The sequence below is a fragment of the Fictibacillus arsenicus genome (genome assembly GCF_001999465.1).
GTDB classification, from domain to species: Bacteria; Bacillota; Bacilli; order Bacillales; family Fictibacillaceae; genus Fictibacillus; species Fictibacillus arsenicus.
The window spans coordinates 459620-476055 of the sequence record NZ_MQMF01000002.1 but is presented as its reverse complement, the minus strand read 5'-3'; the positions used below and the strand labels follow the sequence as shown (position 1 = coordinate 476055).

At 43.8% G+C, this 16436-nt stretch carries 16 protein-coding genes and 1 other annotated feature; of the genes, 13 read left to right on the top strand and 3 right to left on the bottom strand.

What is annotated here, in order from left to right:
* The first annotated feature begins 3 nt into the window (after positions 1 to 3).
* From thiW to UN64_RS09470, 6 genes are all read left to right on the top strand, one after another.
* Positions 4 to 513, top strand: coding sequence for an energy coupling factor transporter S component ThiW (thiW, locus tag UN64_RS09495; RefSeq protein ID WP_281249441.1), 510 nt, complete (start codon positions 4 to 6; stop codon positions 511 to 513).
* Positions 514 to 586: 73 nt separating this feature from the next.
* The gene (locus UN64_RS09490) at positions 587 to 826 is read left to right on the top strand and encodes a hypothetical protein (RefSeq protein WP_077362062.1); all 240 of its coding nucleotides are present in this window, start codon (positions 587 to 589) and stop codon (positions 824 to 826) included.
* A gap of 452 nt (positions 827 to 1278) precedes the next feature.
* Positions 1279 to 1881: an ArsR/SmtB family transcription factor gene (locus tag UN64_RS09485; protein WP_077362060.1), complete on the top strand. Its 603-nt coding sequence runs from the start codon at positions 1279 to 1281 to the stop codon at positions 1879 to 1881.
* The gene (locus UN64_RS09480; protein ID WP_077362058.1) at positions 1878 to 2087 is read left to right on the top strand and encodes a hypothetical protein; all 210 of its coding nucleotides are present in this window, start codon (positions 1878 to 1880) and stop codon (positions 2085 to 2087) included. The genes UN64_RS09485 and UN64_RS09480 overlap by 4 nt, the downstream gene beginning before the upstream one ends.
* Before the next feature lie 15 nt (positions 2088 to 2102).
* On the top strand, positions 2103 to 2684 hold the full coding sequence (clpP, locus tag UN64_RS09475; RefSeq protein WP_077362056.1) for an ATP-dependent Clp endopeptidase proteolytic subunit ClpP: 582 nt from the start codon (positions 2103 to 2105) through the stop codon (positions 2682 to 2684).
* 280 nt (positions 2685 to 2964) lie between these two features.
* Positions 2965 to 4200: an MFS transporter gene (locus tag UN64_RS09470; RefSeq protein WP_077362054.1), complete on the top strand. Its 1236-nt coding sequence runs from the start codon at positions 2965 to 2967 to the stop codon at positions 4198 to 4200.
* A gap of 95 nt (positions 4201 to 4295) precedes the next feature.
* On the opposite strand, the gene UN64_RS09465 is transcribed toward UN64_RS09470, so the two are convergent.
* Positions 4296 to 5156, bottom strand: coding sequence for a DUF1206 domain-containing protein (locus UN64_RS09465; protein WP_077362052.1), 861 nt, complete (start codon positions 5154 to 5156; stop codon positions 4296 to 4298).
* A gap of 14 nt (positions 5157 to 5170) precedes the next feature.
* Positions 5171 to 6259, bottom strand: a complete 1089-nt coding sequence (locus tag UN64_RS09460) for an AI-2E family transporter (protein WP_171978848.1) — start codon at positions 6257 to 6259, stop codon at positions 5171 to 5173.
* A gap of 153 nt (positions 6260 to 6412) precedes the next feature.
* Here UN64_RS09460 and UN64_RS09455 point away from each other — a divergent pair, with 153 nt between their 5' ends.
* The 5 genes from UN64_RS09455 (at position 6413) to UN64_RS09435 (ending at position 11584) form a co-directional block, all read left to right on the top strand.
* Positions 6413 to 7429, top strand: a complete 1017-nt coding sequence (locus tag UN64_RS09455; protein WP_077362048.1) for a LacI family DNA-binding transcriptional regulator — start codon at positions 6413 to 6415, stop codon at positions 7427 to 7429.
* Positions 7430 to 7519: 90 nt separating this feature from the next.
* A complete protein-coding gene (locus UN64_RS09450; RefSeq protein ID WP_077362046.1) occupies positions 7520 to 8242 on the top strand; it encodes a ThuA domain-containing protein in 723 nt (240 codons plus the stop codon).
* A gap of 284 nt (positions 8243 to 8526) precedes the next feature.
* Positions 8527 to 9561, top strand: coding sequence for a Gfo/Idh/MocA family protein (locus UN64_RS09445; protein WP_077362044.1), 1035 nt, complete (start codon positions 8527 to 8529; stop codon positions 9559 to 9561).
* Entirely contained in the window at positions 9558 to 10619 is a 1062-nt protein-coding gene (locus tag UN64_RS09440; protein WP_077362042.1) for a Gfo/Idh/MocA family protein, read from the top strand. Before UN64_RS09445 ends, UN64_RS09440 begins: the two co-directional genes overlap by 4 nt.
* Positions 10616 to 11584 (top strand): sugar phosphate isomerase/epimerase family protein, encoded by a 969-nt coding sequence (locus UN64_RS09435; RefSeq protein WP_077362039.1) that lies wholly within the window; start codon positions 10616 to 10618, stop codon positions 11582 to 11584. Before UN64_RS09440 ends, UN64_RS09435 begins: the two co-directional genes overlap by 4 nt.
* A gap of 159 nt (positions 11585 to 11743) precedes the next feature.
* Here UN64_RS09435 and UN64_RS09430 read toward each other — a convergent pair whose 3' ends face one another.
* A complete protein-coding gene (locus UN64_RS09430) occupies positions 11744 to 13147 on the bottom strand; it encodes a LysM peptidoglycan-binding domain-containing protein (protein ID WP_077362037.1) in 1404 nt (467 codons plus the stop codon).
* A gap of 202 nt (positions 13148 to 13349) precedes the next feature.
* Positions 13350 to 13563 (top strand) — a binding site (T-box leader).
* A gap of 46 nt (positions 13564 to 13609) precedes the next feature.
* On the opposite strand from UN64_RS09430, the gene proS reads away from it, so the two are divergent.
* Together proS and UN64_RS09420 are read left to right on the top strand one after the other, a co-directional pair.
* The gene (gene proS / locus UN64_RS09425; RefSeq protein WP_077362035.1) at positions 13610 to 15040 is read left to right on the top strand and encodes a proline--tRNA ligase; all 1431 of its coding nucleotides are present in this window, start codon (positions 13610 to 13612) and stop codon (positions 15038 to 15040) included.
* A 140-nt stretch (positions 15041 to 15180) separates the two neighbouring features.
* Positions 15181 to 16434, top strand: coding sequence for a dicarboxylate/amino acid:cation symporter (locus UN64_RS09420; RefSeq protein ID WP_077362033.1), 1254 nt, complete (start codon positions 15181 to 15183; stop codon positions 16432 to 16434).
* Positions 16435 to 16436 lie beyond the last annotated feature (2 nt).

Genomic DNA, 16436 nt, shown 5'->3' with positions numbered 1-16436 from the left:
AAGATTTCAGTTCAGAAGCTGACGGTAATGGCAATGTTTGTTGCTATAGGCACTCTAGCTTCACATGTATTTTGGATTCCAGCAGGTGTTGCAAAAGCTTTTCCAGTTCAGCATGCGATAAATGTCATCGCTGGTGTAACATTAGGTCCGATACCAGCTGTGATTGTAGCGTTCGCTATAGGACTTTTGCGTAATTTGATTGGTGTTGGTTCGCTGCTTGCTTTTCCAGGTGGGATGATTGGAGCTTTGTTAGCAGGGTATTTTTATAAAAAAGCTAAAACATATGGAGCTGCAGCGGCAGGTGAGTGGATCGGAACAGGTGTTATAGGAGCGGTTATTGCAGTTCCGGTCGCAGCCCTTTTCTTAGGTTCGAAAACAGGCGCATTTTTCTTCATACTACCGTTTCTTACAAGCTCTGTCGCAGGCGGGATCATTGGATGGGTGATTCTCCGATTAATTGGAAAAAGCTCATTTGTAAATCTGAAGACAGAGCCGTCTGAAAAATCTATTTGAGATCATGCACCGAATAGGCCTTCAGACCGTACACTGAGTACTATCACCCGGTGAAAAGGGGGCCTTTTATCAGATGAGAAAACGACCTAAAAAGTGGGTTTATGCCGAAATGCTGCTTATGTTCGCGGGGCTGCTGCTCGCGATCTATAACGGAAAGTATTGGGAGAGCCCTTCTGTATTTTTCTCGATCTTAATGATTATCTTTTTATTCCGTGCAGTGGAACGAAGGATATTTAAACAAAAAACAGAATTTTGGTTTAACGTAGGGATGGCTGGAATCTTTCTTATTCTTGGCGTCATACCGCTTTTATAAAAGGCTTTTTTCGCAAACTTTGTTGTTTTTGAATGTGGTTAATTTCCGCTCTTTGTGGCTCGCTTTCCGCAGGGCGTGCGGTGAGCCCACTCCGTACTGCGTACATTGAGTGGTCTCACTTTCATGGATGTACACGCAAATCCTGACGCTGCGAATTCCTCGTCGCATGCCTTGCAAGAAGTTTATTCAGGTGGAAGGCATGCAGGAGTCTCGCCCTTCCGCTTCAATTAACTATTCATTGAAGAACTCAGTAGCAACAATCTTTTAGAAATGAGTCTTAAAAAATGATCAGAGTACAGACTGTTATGGATAGGCAGTCTGTTTTTTATGTTTATAGGCAGGTGTATATTTTGAGTAAATCTTTGACATAATGAAGCCTAACGTAATAAAATAATTTTACGTAAAGTATTTTTTTTACGTAAGAGGTAAATTTAAAAAGTGAGGTGATGTGAGTGAATAGGAATCAAACCGTACCAGAAACCTTTATCGTCACGGAGCCAGAACAGGCAGCAGCCCTTTTGCATCCTGTAAGGTCAGAGATCATAAGCTTATTGAAGGAGCCGAGATCGGCGACAGAACTATCAAAAGTGATGAATGATTCCGCTCAAAAGGTGAACTATCATCTAAAGACCCTGGAAAAAGTCGGCCTTGTTACGCGGGCAGGAACAAGGAATGTCAGAAACCTTGTAGAAGTTCTTTATAGAAGTGCGGGGAAGACTTTTCTGTTATCTGATTCACTCGGTCTGTCACAGGAAACCATCCGAAAACTGAAGGATCAGACTGCACTAGCTCATGTATTGTCTCTCACGGAAAAAATAAAACGAGACGCCGTATCCCTTATGGAAGAGGCTGAGGATGAGGAAATTCCAAGTGCGGTCATGGAGATGGAGCTCTCACTTTTAGACGTTGAAGAACGGCAAGCTTTTTTACAAGGTTACACAAACATGCTTTCAGAACTGATTAAAAAACATCATAATCCCAAACCAGGAAAATCCAAAACGTTTCATGTCTCAATGGCGATGTACCCAAAACCTGAAGGAGGCGGCACAGCGTGAAAGAGGAACAGAAGAGTACGGTTACACCAATAAAAACAGATCATGTCACAGAAGAAACAAACGTGATCCCGATGAAAAAAGAAGTGCAGGTTGAGGGTGCTGACAGTCAGCAGCAGCCTGCGAAAATTATTTTTATTACATCAGGATTCGGGAAAATAAATGTACCAAATACAACAAGCACAAGCCCGATAGCAATCGCGGCATAATTAGGAGGAAAACAGATGAACTTAATTCCAATGGTTGTAGAATCTACGAACCGCGGTGAGCGTTCGTATGATATTTATTCAAGGCTGCTAAAAGACCGTATTATCATGCTCGGAAGTGCCATTGATGATAATGTGGCGAATTCGATCGTCGCACAGCTTCTATTCCTAGCAGCTGAAGATCCTGAAAAAGATATTTCCATCTACATCAATTCACCAGGGGGCTCAGTGACTGCAGGCCTGGCGATCTATGACACGATTCAATTTATTAAACCAGATGTGTCCACAATCTGTATCGGCATGGCAGCATCTATGGGTGCCGTTCTACTAGTGGCTGGCGCTAAAGGTAAGCGTTATGCGCTTCCGAACGCTGAAGTCATGATCCACCAGCCGCTCGGCGGAACACAAGGGCAGGCATCTGATATGGCCATCCACGCAAAACGAATCCTGCAGACACGCGAGCTTTTGAATAAAATCATCTCAGACCGCTCAGGACAGCCAATTGAAAAAGTAGAAAAAGACACAGACCGCGATTACTTCATGTCAGCAGAAGAAGCATTAAAATACGGAATCATCGACAAAGTGATCGAAAAGATCTAAGCCGGTTTAAATAAGAATTCTCGGCAATCCAGAAATGGAATAATATGAATATGAAAGAGAAGCCAGCCCGATTTGGGCTGGCTTCTCTTTTTGGGAAATGGGGTCAGACCCCTAACAATTTATTTCCCGCATGCCATATTCGTTTTCTCCCTAGGAGGTTTGCTCGATTTCATGTGTCGAAGATCGCTATTTTAGTAATGAACTTGTTTGTTGTGGTAATCTATTGAAAAGATACATAGTCTGGAAGTTTATGAGTAGAAAAAGAAAGAAGGAATGCGGCATGGCCACATCAACAGAGAAGACGCCAAGCTTAGCGTCTTCACAGCAGAAGACCATTTATTCAATTTTATTTGCTATTAGTTTTGTACACTTATTGAATGATTCGATGCAGGCTGTAATCCCTGCGATTTTTCCAATCTTAGAGAAATCGATGGGGCTTACTTTTACGCAGCTTGGCTGGATTGCTTTTACACTCAACATTACTTCATCAGTCATGCAGCCAATCGTTGGCTGGTACACGGATCGAACAACCTCTCCGTATCTGCTGCCATTTGGCATGATGGCTAGCTTAATAGGTATGTTAGGGATTGCTTTTGCTAATTCGTTTTATATGATAATCATTTCTGTTATTGGAATTGGACTCGGATCCGCGGTATTTCATCCAGAAGGTTCACGAGTTGCTTATATGGCAGCTGGAAATCAGCGCGGTCTTGCTCAGTCGATCTATCAGGTTGGAGGAAACTCTGGGACATCACTGGCACCTGTGATGACGGCTCTCGTTTTTGTTCCGCTTGGTCAGTTTGGGGCAGTGTGGTTCACATCGTTCGCAGCAGTGGCTATTTTTGTTCTGTTTTATGTATCAGGCTGGTACGCTAGACAGCTTGCTCATTTTCCTCGCGTAAAAAAACAGACCGGTGAGAAAAAAGCGATTGATAAAAAGCGTAAAAATCAAGTCATTATGGCGATGGCTCTTCTTGTTTTCCTTGTATTCGGACGGTCTTGGTATTTCTCAGGAATCAGCAACTATTATCAGTTCTATCTAATTCATGATTACGGTCTAACAATCCGCCAGGCGCAAATTTATTTGTTTGTTTTCATGGCGTCAGGGGTGCTCGGTACATTCTTCGGCGGACCGATTGCAGATCGTCTGGGAAAGAGAAATATGATCTTTTGGTCGATGGTCGGAACAGCACCACTCGCACTTCTTTTGCCGTATGTGGGATTATGGGCAATAGCACCCCTGTTCTTCCTGATCGGTTTTATTTTAAACACAAGCTTCTCAGTAACAGTGGTATATGCACAAGAATTAGTTCCAGGAAGGATAGGAATGGTTTCAGGTTTAATTGTAGGTCTGGCGTTCGGAATGGGTGCACTTGGTTCAGTTGTGCTCGGAAAGGTAGCGGATGTAACAAGCATATCTTACACCATGCTGCTCATCAGCTTTTTGCCTTTGTTAGGTCTTTTGACCGTGATGCTGCCAACGGACCGCACACTAGAGAAGTGGTCTAGAGAGTGATAACATGATGGGGGTCTGTCCCGGGGACAGACCCGGGACAGACCCCCATGCATAATCAAACAAAAATCCCTGCCGGTTTTCGGTAGGGATTTTTCTTACTGGTTATTCAACCTGCGATATTTGGCGCTGGCAAACATAAACACGCCATAAGCGATAAATCCAAGGGCAACGATCGCAAGGAGTACCGGGCCGAATGGCTGTTTCGATAGCTCTAGAAGAGCACCGTCTAGTCCTTTTGTTTCTTCAGGATTTGCAAGGATAGCGGTGCGTATAAGGAAAAAGCCGATAATCATAAATACAATCCCGCGTGCTATCATTCCAAATGTCCCGATATAGCCGCTCCATTCCCATTCTTTCTTGTTCATCTCGTTTTTCTTAAGGTTCTTTTTGAATTTTCGTGACATGGCTCTGAACAGAAAAACAACTCCGATTATGCCAAAAATCAGTCCGCCGATCGCAACCAATAACTGTCCGAAAGGCTGCGCAAGCATCTGTGCCGATAAAGTCTGATACGTTTTATCCGACGATTCTCCTCTGGCACGGAATAGAATCCGCAAAGCACTAATGCACATTGCCGTATAAACACCTGCTATAAATAAGTATCCAATTCTGCTGAACCATCTTTTCCAGCTATGGTTTACGCATTCGGGATCAAAGACCGCTTTCGTGATCTGCCAGAATGCATAGGCGCTTAACCCAATGGCAAGTACAATCAATAAAACAGGTCCGAAAGGCTGCTGGGCAATCGTATAAAGCGCCCCTTGCGAACTTGCTTCATATAATTTGGTACCGGTTGAAGTGATCAGTGCAAGAATTCCAATTACAACATAAACGATGCCCTTTGACAGGTATCCAATTCTTGCAAAACGATGTATCCAAGGGCGGAAAGATTCGAAATGGTTCTTAATCTTATCCTTATACGTTTCTTTTTTTACAAATGGCTGTTTTACAGTCAAAATCGGCTCTCCTTTCAGAGCAAATCACTTCTCGTTTCTGGTGGGTTATATAACAAATAAATTCGATATAGATTACTTATGATGGTTTTTGTTACTGCATAAGCTGGAATTGCCAATAGCAGACCGATAAAGCCAAAAGCCGCACCAGACATCAGTACGACTAAAATAATGGTAAGCGGATGTATGCGAAGCTTTCTTCCCATGATCTGCGGAGATAGAATGTTGCCTTCCACCTGTTGAACAACAAGGGTTACAAAAGCTACTTTAATCGCCATCACCGGGTCTTGGATAAGCCCGACCAAAAGAGCGGGGAACACCCCGATGAACGGTCCAAGAAATGGAATGACATTCGTCAAAACAGCAAAAAGAGCAAGTACGAGTGCAAATTTAAGGCCGATGATCATATAGCCGGCATACATAAATACTCCGACGAATATTGCCACCAATATTTGACCTTTAATATAGGAAGACAGTGTGGAATCGATATCCCGCAGAATGGCAGCGACGTCATGTTCCATATGGCGGGGCACAAGTCTTAAAAAATAATTAAAAAACTTTTTGTCATCCAGCAGTAAATAAAATAGGATAAACGGTACCACCAATAGAACGAGAGCGATATTCGTTAAAGTAGTGACGAGAGCGATTACATCTTTGGAGATGGAGCTTGTAAACTTTTCGAGGCGCTCGGTCGCCAGTTTTGCAACCTGTGTGCTGTCAATGAATGATTTGTTTTCACCTGTGACCATTTTTCCTGTTTTTTCAGTAGCTTCACCTATTTTTTTCGGGAAGTCATCTGTAAGGTTTGTTAACTGATCCGCGACGACAGGAATGGCAACACCTGAAATTCCGGTGAATGCTAAAATTAATCCTAGCATGACAAGGAATATAGCAAGGAATTTGGGAACCTTCTTTTGAATCAAAAAACGAATGAGCGGGCGGAGCAAATAATATAGCAATCCAGCGATAAACACCGGAAAGAAAACGCTCGAGATAACAAGATACAGGAAGTCAATGAGATAGTCGATTTTCCCTAGTAAGAATAGAATCGTGAGAACGAGTACGGCACCTGCCCCGTACTTAAAGAATGAGTGCTGATACCACATAAGCAGTGACCTCCATTTCATATTAGTATTCTTTTCCCTTTTTCAAAAACTGTAATCTTTTTTTAGAGAAAATATAATTGACTTTTTTGAAGAGCGCTGATAGATTGAAAGGGTAAATGTAAACGTTTACGTAACAGAAAGCAGGTAGATGTTTTGAATCCGACAATTAAAGATGTAGCCAAGTATGCAAATGTTTCAATTGCAACGGTTTCCAGGATCGTAAACGGACTGCCAGGCTATTCGGAGGACACAAAGAAAAAGGTGCAAGAAGCTATTGAAGCCCTGGGCTATCAGCCGAACGCCATTGCCCGCGGACTGATCAACAAGCGGACGCAAACAATCGGTGTTCTGTTTCCAGAAGTGTCTGGGATGCTTTCATCAGAAGTTTTAGAAGGTGTCGAGAATGCAGCGCACGACGGAGGATTCAGCGTTATTGTCTGCAATACGACTTCCAGCGGGAAGCGGACAGTCAAATATTTACGATTATTGCAGGAAAAAAGGGTAGACGGCATTATCTTTGCCTCAGAAGACGTGAAAGAAGAGTATTATAAGATTTTTCAAGAGATGAAAGTACCAGTCGTACTTGTTTCTACTGCATCATCAAACTATGATCTCCCTTTCGTGCGAGTAAACGATTTTGAAGGAGCTTTTCAGGCAACTGAGCACCTGATAAAAAAAGGGCACAGACAAATTGGGATGATTGGCGGCAGCAGAAATGATCCGATTGCGGGAGTTCCCCGTATGAGAGGTTTTAAGGAAGCTCTTCAAAAGCATTCTCTCGCCTTTTCAGAAGATCACATCACGACGAATGAAGGCTACCGCTTTCAAAATGGAAAAGAGTCATTGCCTGTTCTGCTTAAGCAGCTGCCAAATATGACCGCTCTCTTTGCTGCGAGTGACGAGATGGCAATCGGAGCCATGTCCGCCGCGCATCAGCAGGGCATAAAAGTGCCAGAAGAACTGTCGATCATCGGATACGATAATCTTAAGATCGCAGAAATGTGTTATCCTGCGCTGACAACTGTCTCACAGCCTTTAAAAGATATGGGGCAAACTGCAGGCGAGATTTTAGTAAAATTGATTAAAGGTGAAGAAAAAGAAGCAAAAAGCCAATTCATGCCATTTACGATTGTAGAGAGGCAGTCAGTCTGTGATTTACGCGACAAGTAAAAAACGGAGGCAACATTCGCTTCATTTTATTTTGAGAAATACGTAAACGTTTACGTAAAACGCTTACACATATATAGGAGGCATACACAAATGATAAAAGTTACAGTATGGAACGAGAACCGCCACGAGCAGAAGAATCCAACAGTGCAAGAAATCTATCCAAAAGGAATTCACGGTGCGATCGCTGAGTTTTTAGAGAACGCAGGTCACGATGTGAAGACAGCAACACTTGATGAGCCAGAGCACGGTCTAACAGAAGAAGTGTTAAACAACACAGATGTACTTGTATGGTGGGGGCACCTTGCACATGACGAAGTAGATGATGAGGTCGTGAACAAAGTTCAGCAGCGTGTTCTAAATGGAATGGGTCTCCTGGTTCTGCATTCAGGCCATTTTTCTAAAATCTTTAAAAAGCTTATGGGCACGTCTTGTGACTTAAAGTGGCGTGAAGCGGACGAAAAAGAACGCATTTGGATTGTGAATCCTAGCCATCCGGTAGCAAACGGCCTTGGTGAGTACATCGAACTTGAAAAAGAAGAGATGTATGGGGAGCACTTTGATATTCCGGCTCCAGACGATCTTGTTTTTGTGAGCTGGTTTGAAGGCGGAGAAGTGTTCCGTTCTGGATGTGCTTACAACCGCGGAAAAGGGAAGGTCTTCTATTTCCGTCCTGGGCACGAGACTTACCCGACTTACTACAACAAAGATGTTCAAACCGTAATCACGAATGCTGTGTCTTTCTTGGCTCCATCTGGAAGCCAGGCACCTGTATACGGAAACGCAAAGCCGCTTGAAGCAATTGTTGCAAAATAAATTAAAGGCTTTTACGCAAACACTTTGTTGTTTTGAAAGTAGTTGATTTGCGTTCCAGGTCGCTCGCTTTCCGCGGGGCGATCGGTGAGCCTCCTGCCGCTACGCGCCATTAGGAGTCTCCACCTGGCCACTCGTCCCGCAGGAGTCTCACACCTTGCACTCCAATCAATTTTTCAATGAAGTGAAAGAAAATGACCATAGAGCTTGCAAGAGTCTCGTACATTAAGCTTCTATCAAATTATCAAGAAGGAAATAAAATAACCAATCATGAGGAGGAAGTAATTATGACAGTAAAAGTTGGAATTATCGGATGTGGAAGCATCGCCAATCACCGCCACCTGCCGGAGTATGCGGCAAACCAGGATGTTGAGATCGTTGCTGTATGTGATGTTGTAAAAGAACGTGCCGAAGCTGCACAAGCCATTTATGGCGGGAAGATCTTTACGGACTATAACGAGCTGCTTGCACTTGAGGAAGTAGAAGCTGTGAGTGTTTGTACACCGAACTACCTGCATGCACCGGTTTCAGTTGCTGCATTAAAAGCAGGAAAGCACGTTTTATGCGAAAAGCCGATGGCAACTTCGCTAAAAGAAGCTGAAGAGATGATCGAAGCAGCTGAAAAAAGCGGGAAGACTCTCATGATTGGGCATAATCAGCGTTTCGTTCCTGCACATCAAAAAGCGCGTGAAATCATTGCGAACGGTGAGCTTGGGAAAGTATACAGCTTCCGCACAGCGTTTGGCCACCCAGGACCTGAGGCGTGGAGTGTTGACGGGAAGAACAGCTGGTTCTTTAAGAAGGATGAAGCATTTATCGGAGCGATGGGAGACCTTGGCGTTCATAAAACAGACTTGATTCGTTATATCCTTGGGGAAGAAATCGCAGAAGTCGGAGCATTTGTAGAAACAAGTGCGAAGGAATTTGCTTCTGTTGATGATACAGCGGTTTGTGTATTAAAAACTGACAGCGGCATTATCGGAACACTCGCAGCGAGCTGGTCATACACGGCGAAAGAAGACAACTCAACAATCATCTATGGAGAAAAAGGAATCCTTCGCTTAGAAGACGACCCGCAATATTCACTTGTAGCACAATATACAAATGGGTCGATTGTTCGTTATGAGCTGGGTGCGATCCAAACGAATGAAAATCAATCAAACTCTCATGTTGTTGATCATTTTATTAACGCGGTTGAATCAGGTGATGCACCGCTCATCACTGGTGAAGAAGGCAAGCGTTCACTTGCAGTCATCCTTGCAGCCTTAGAATCAAACGAGAAGAAGACGATCGAAAAAGTTAAAACAGGAGTACACGCATGAAATTAAGAGTCGGCATAATCGGGGCTGGAGGCATCGCACAGGGCCGTCATATCCCCGCATTTCAACAACTTGGAGATCAAGCAGAAATTACTGCGATCAGTGATGTGAACGTGGAAGTTGCGAAATCCGTTGCTGAAAAATTTCACGTACCGAACTACTTTACAACTTATCAAGAGATGTGGTCTCATGTGGATGCCGTTGTCATCTGCACACCAAACAAGTTTCATAGAGAAATAACCGTTGCGGCTCTAGATGCTGGTAAACACGTACTCTGTGAAAAACCGATGGCGATGACTGTAGAGGAATGCGCCGAGATGGTTGAAGCTGAAAAGCGTTCTGGGAAAGTACTTTCTATAGCGTATCACTATCGCTATATGAAAGAATCCCAAGCCGCAAAGCGTTTAATTGAGGCAGGTGTTGTGGGTAATCCATTCGTTGTTCGTGTTCAGGCTCTAAGAAGACGCAAGGTGCCGGGCTGGGGCGTTTTTACGAACAAAGAGCTTCAGGGCGGAGGAAGTTTAATAGATTATGGTTGCCATCTGCTGGATTTAACATTGTGGCTGCTGGATAACCCCGTGATAAGTGAAGTTTCAGGGCAAACGTATAACACGGTTAGCCGTGAAGCAGAGCAGGTGAACCAATGGGGTTCTTTTGATGCGGAAACGTTTGAAGTGGATGACCACGTTACGGCTTACATTCGTTTAGCAAACGGCGGAACGATCCTGTTTGAAACATCATGGGCTGCAAACATTCCAGATGATGCAGAAATGGTTCGGATCTCAGGTGACCGCGGAGGGCTAGATGTGTTCCCTTTTTCGGTCAATAAAGCAGAAAACGGGATGATGACAACAACAAAAGCTGATTGGATCCTAGGAGAAGATGATCCTGGACTTCCGCAGGCTAAGAATTTTGTAGACAGCTGTCTTGGGAAAGCTGAGCCGTTAGTAAAAGCGGAAGAAGCGATGAACACTTCGCGTGTCATTGAAGCAATCTATGCAAGCAGTTTGATGGGGAAAAGCGTCCCTGTTGAGAATGGAAAAGGAGTGGAGAAAGCATGAAACTAGGAGTATTTACAGTTCTTTTTTCGCAAAAGTCATTCACTGAAATGCTTGATTATGTAAAAGAGGCAGGCGTTCAAGCGGTTGAGATCGGAACAGGAAACTACCCTGGCAATGCGCACTGTCCGCTGGATGAATTATTAGCGAGTGAAGACAAGCGCAATGAATATCTGTATGAAGTAGAAAAGCGCGGTTTAACGATTTCGGCATTCAGCTGCCACGGAAATCCGCTGTCTCCTGATGAGGCGTTCGCGAAAGAATCTCATGATACTTTTGTAAAAACGGTAGAGCTTGCAGGGTTGATGAATATCCCTGTCGTGAACTGTTTTTCAGGAGTTCCTGGTGATTCTGAAAGCGCGAAGTATCCGAACTGGCCGGTATCACCTTGGCCGAACGAGTATAGCGATGTACTAAAGTGGCAATGGGAAGAGAAACTCATTCCTTATTGGCGTACATGGGGACAGTTCGCTAAAGAGCATGGTGTGAAGATCGGTTTAGAGCTTCACGGAGGTTTCTTAGTCCATACTCCATACACGCTGTTAAAACTGCGTGAAGAAACGTGTGATGCGATCGGTGCCAACCTTGATCCATCTCACTTATGGTGGCAGGGAATCGATCCTGTCGCTGCAATCAAGATCTTAGGAAAAGCTGGAGCGATCCACCATTTCCATGCAAAAGATACGTACTTAGATCAAGAAAACATCAACATGCACGGCTTAACAGACATGCAGCCATACGGCGCTGTTCAGAACCGTGCATGGAGCTTCCGTTCAGTAGGCTGCGGCCACTCTGTTCAGGATTGGTCTGATATGATGAGTGCGCTTCGTACGTATGGCTACGACTATGTTGTGAGCATCGAGCATGAAGATCCGATCATGTCGATTGAAGAAGGTTTTTCTCGCGCTGTGAAAAACCTGCAGTCGATTCTCATCTCTGAGCAACCAGCCGAGATGTGGTGGGTCTAGTACAAAAGTAGGGGTCTGACCCCAGACAAATACAAATCGACGATTTGTATTTGTGGGGTGCACACCCTTTCATTAAGAAAGCCTGAAGTCCGCCACTGCGGACTTCAGGCTTTTTTTTCTATTAACTATTTCAAACTGACCAAAACAATAAAGAACTAGCTAGATTTTCCTTACTCGCATGGAGTCGCGTATTACTGGCCAGTTCTGCGGAAAAGGAATACCCAATACCCAGAAGCTGACTCCCCGGAGGCCGTAATCAATGGCAGTACGGTATTTTGCCTGAACGCTCCTGGCGTCTTCAAACCACACTTCATGTTCTTTTCCTTGTGCATCGAAATATTTGAACCAAGGTGATTGATCTCCCTCATCAAATTCAATAGATACATTTTCTTGGGCTGCCAGATTTACCGCTGCAACTGGACTCAATGTACGAGCGAGTGTGCCTTGTACGAAAGGCAGCGTCCAATCCCGTCCATATGTGGGAACGCCCATCATTATTTTTTCGCGTGGAATTACCGTAACGGCATAATCAAGCACCTTTTTAACTTCATCCAAAGGAGCGATAGCCATAGCCCGCCCGCCTGCCCATCCCCATTCATAGGTCATGACCACAACAAAATCAACAATCTCTCCATGTGCTTTGTAATCGTGGGCTTCATACAAGAGACCAGGCTGTTCTTCCTTGTACTTTGGAGCAACGGCAGAAGAAACAGAATAACCTAAAGGTCTAAACTTGGCGACAGCCTTTCTTAAGAAATTATTGTAGTCGTCCTTATTTTCTGGATATACGTATTCAAAATCAAAGTTTACTCCTCGATACCCTTTTGTTTGCATCGTGCTGAGAATATTGTTCAGAACAGTTTCCTGTAAGGAATCACTGTCCAATATCGTTTTAATCAAATCTGAATTAAATGCACCATCTTTAATGTTAGCGATTCCCATAAGAGGAGCAGCCCTGTTGATTCTCGCTGCTGCGAGAACCCCTTCATCCTGAAGCGAAGTTAATCCTCCAGTCTCGGTTACAGAATAGCTAAAAGGTGTAATATACGTTAGATAAGATCCGACATTTCGAACTTCGGTTTGAGCAGCGGCTCCCATATTGGTTATATACGCGTTCACTTCTTTAACCGGTCTTTTATAAGGAATGGAAAGCCGAGTTCCCGTATAAATCAGAGATGGATTGGCAATATTATTCTCCCTTTGTATATCTGCAACTGATGTTCCGTAACGGTTCGCAATCGCATAAAGGGACTCGCCTTGTTTCACAACATGTACGGGTATATCTATCACTTGCCCAGCGTAAATAACGGAAGCAAGTGGTATGTTGTTCCAGCCTATTAAACTTTCAACAGTCGTTCCGAAGCGGCTTGCAATCTGGTAAAGTGTATCTCCTGACTGAATTGTATAAGTTGGAAAATCGTTAGGTATAACAAGAGCCTGACCAACTACTAAGACATTTTGGTTCTCAATTCCGTTAGCCTTGACTATTGATGCTATCTGAACACCGTAGCGCTGAGAGATCTGCCAAAGAGAATCCCCCCTTTGAACCACATGAATGTACATAAACACAACGCCTCCTTTTACTCTGTAACTAATGTATTAAAAAAAGCTCCACTTTATGAAAAAGACAGAAGGGGACAGACCCGGGTCTGTCCCGGGTCTGTCCCCCCTCTCACTTTAAAGCTTTAAAGAGGCAAGAAGGAAAGAGACGTAAAACTGTAATTGACAGTTCATGGCAGTATCAACTATAATTTTCAAAAAACAACCAGAAACATCGATGAGGATTAGTAAATTGATTTTGTCTTCTCCAGAGAGGGAACCGCCTGCTGAAAGGTTCCTGCTGACAGTCAATCGAACCTGCCTCTAAGTTCTGATTCCGATACTAATGAAAGATATCAGCGGTTCAAGACCGTTATCATGAAAGAGTGTAAAGCTATGCTTTGAATTAGGGTGGTACCGCCATATCAATGGTCCCTAATAACAAGCATAGCTTTTTTTATTTACTAAAAAAGCGGGGTGCATCTAATGACAAAGGATTTTGTAAAAGACGTAACAAGTATGGATAATGATTTTGCACAGTGGTATACAGATGTAGTAACAAAAGCTGAATTGATCGATTATTCGAGTGTCCGCGGGTCCATGATTTTAAGACCTTACGGATATGCGATTTGGGAAAACATTCAGAAGCAGCTGGATAAACGAATTAAAGAGACCGGGCATGAGAATGTCTACATGCCGCTCTTTATACCAGAGAGTTTGCTGCAAAAAGAAAAAGACCACATTGAAGGTTTTGCACCTGAAGTAGCCTGGGTGACACATGGCGGGGAAGAGAAGCTGACAGAACGCCTTTGCGTACGGCCTACTTCTGAAGTTCTTTTTGCTGAGCATTTTAAAAGCATCATCCACTCATACCGTGATCTGCCTAAGCTGTATAACCAGTGGTCGAACGTTGTACGGTGGGAAAAAACAACGCGTCCTTTCCTTCGTACATTGGAATTCCTTTGGCAGGAAGGGCATACGTGCCATGAAACAGATGAGGACGCCCATGAGGAAACGGTGCGTATGCTTCATGTTTACGCGGAGCTTTGTGAAGAGTATTTAGCGATACCCGTCATTAAAGGACAAAAAACGGAAAAAGAAAAGTTCGCGGGAGCTAAATATACGTACACAATCGAAAGTCTTATGCATGACGGGAAAGCTTTGCAATCCGGAACTTCCCACCATTTGGGAGATGGATTCGCAAAAGCATTTGGCATCGAGTTCACAAACAGAGAAGGCAAACTGCAGACGGTGCAGCAAACTTCATGGGGCTTTACAACACGTATTATTGGAGCAATGATTATGGTCCATGGTGATGACAGAGGACTGGTCGTGCCGCCAAAGATTGCGCCAATTCAATTAATGATCGTGCCGATCGCTCAGCATAAAGAGGGTGTACTTGATTTTGCATACGATCTCAAAGAAAAGCTTTCAGCGACAATTCGTACAGGAATTGATGCGAGCGATAAAAAACCAGGCTGGAAGTTCAATGAGTATGAGATGAAAGGAATTCCGCTCCGTCTTGAAGTGGGACCGCGTGACATCGAAAAGCAGCAAGTTGTACTCGTCCGCCGAGATACAGGAGAGAAACATACGGTCTCAATCGAAAACTTACAATCGCAAATTCAAGAAATCTTAGCTGCAATCCAACAAAGCCTATTTGAAAAAGCGAAAAAACACCGCGAAGAGAAAACGTCGGTTGCTGTTACTTTCGATGAATTTAAAGAAAGTCTTACAAACAATGGTGGTTTCATAAAGGCAATGTGGTGCGGGGAAGAGGCATGCGAGAACTTCATTAAAGATGAAACAGGTGCAACATCACGCTGCATGCCGTTTGAACAAGAAAAGCTCTCGGACAAATGCGTGTGCTGCGAACAAGAAGGAAAGCATCTTGTCTACTGGGCGAAGGCTTATTAATTCAACGTCTATCGTACAAAAAAAAGGGGGGACAGACCCGAGTCTGTCCCCCCTCTTTTTTTTTCACTCCCTCTATGCAAAAAATTATTTCTGTATAAAATAGATAGAGTGACAATGAATCTAGTAAGGGGAGTAGTTTTATGAAAAATACGTGGAAAGCTTATCGTTCTCCGATCATTTTACTCATTGCGATAATAATCGGAAGTGTGATCGGTTCAGTGATGGGCAAGGATGCGGCGGTTCTTAAGCCGTTTGGGGACTTATTTTTAAATGTTATGTTCATGATCGTTGTTCCGCTTGTTTTCTTTTCGATCTCAGCGAGCGTCGCGAACATGGCTGGAGCAAAACGATTTGGCAAGATCATAAGCTCAATGCTGATCGTTTTTACGTTAACAGGTACGATCGCTGCCGTTACAAGTATGGCTGGAATCAAGCTGTTTCCTCCGTCTGAAGGTGTTAATATTGATCTCGTTAAACCTGATGCGGCAAATGAAGATGTTTCGATCGGTGATCAATTAGTCAGCACAGTTACGGTGCCTGATTTCGTTGATCTTTTGAGCCGTGCGAACATGCTTGCACTTATTCTTTTTTCTGTATTATTAGGACTTGCAACATCAAAAGTAGGAGAGAAGGCTAAGCCTCTAGCAAATTTCCTCACAGCGGGAAGTGAAGTAACTCTTCAGATGGTGAAATACGTGATGTATTATGCGCCAATTGGTCTTGGGGCTTACTTCGCGGCACTCGTTGGAGAATTCGGACCTACGTTGCTAGGTTCCTATTTTAAAGCAGTACTATTCTATTATCCATTTTCCATTCTGTACTTCTTTGGTTTCTTTACGCTTTATGCTTGGATGGCACAGGGCAAGCTTGGTATTCGAGTGTTCTGGAAAAACATGCTTTCACCGTCAGTTACAAGTCTTGCAACATGCAGTTCAGCTGCAAGTATACCGGTTAACTTAGAAGCGACGAAAAAGATGGGTGTTCCTGATGATATTGCAGAAACAACAATTCCGCTTGGTGCAACGCTTCATAAGGATGGATCAGTCATTGGCGGCGTGCTTAAAATCACTTTCCTTTTTGGGATTTTCGGGATGGATTTTTCGGGGATCGACACATACTTCCTTGTTGGTGCGGTAGCGCTTTTAGTAGGTATGGTAATGGGAGCGATTCCTCAAGGCGGACTGATCGCTGAGATGCTGATTCTGTCGTTGTTTGGTTTCCCGGTTGAGGCACTCCCGATTATTGCTGCGATTTCTGCTATTATTGATCCTCCCGCAACATTGCTGAACGCAACGGGTGACAATGTAGCAAGCATGATGACAGCGCGTTTAGTGGAAGGGAAGAACTGGCTTGCAAAGAAAGTTTCTCCGTTAAAGGAACAAAAAGGCGCGTAAAA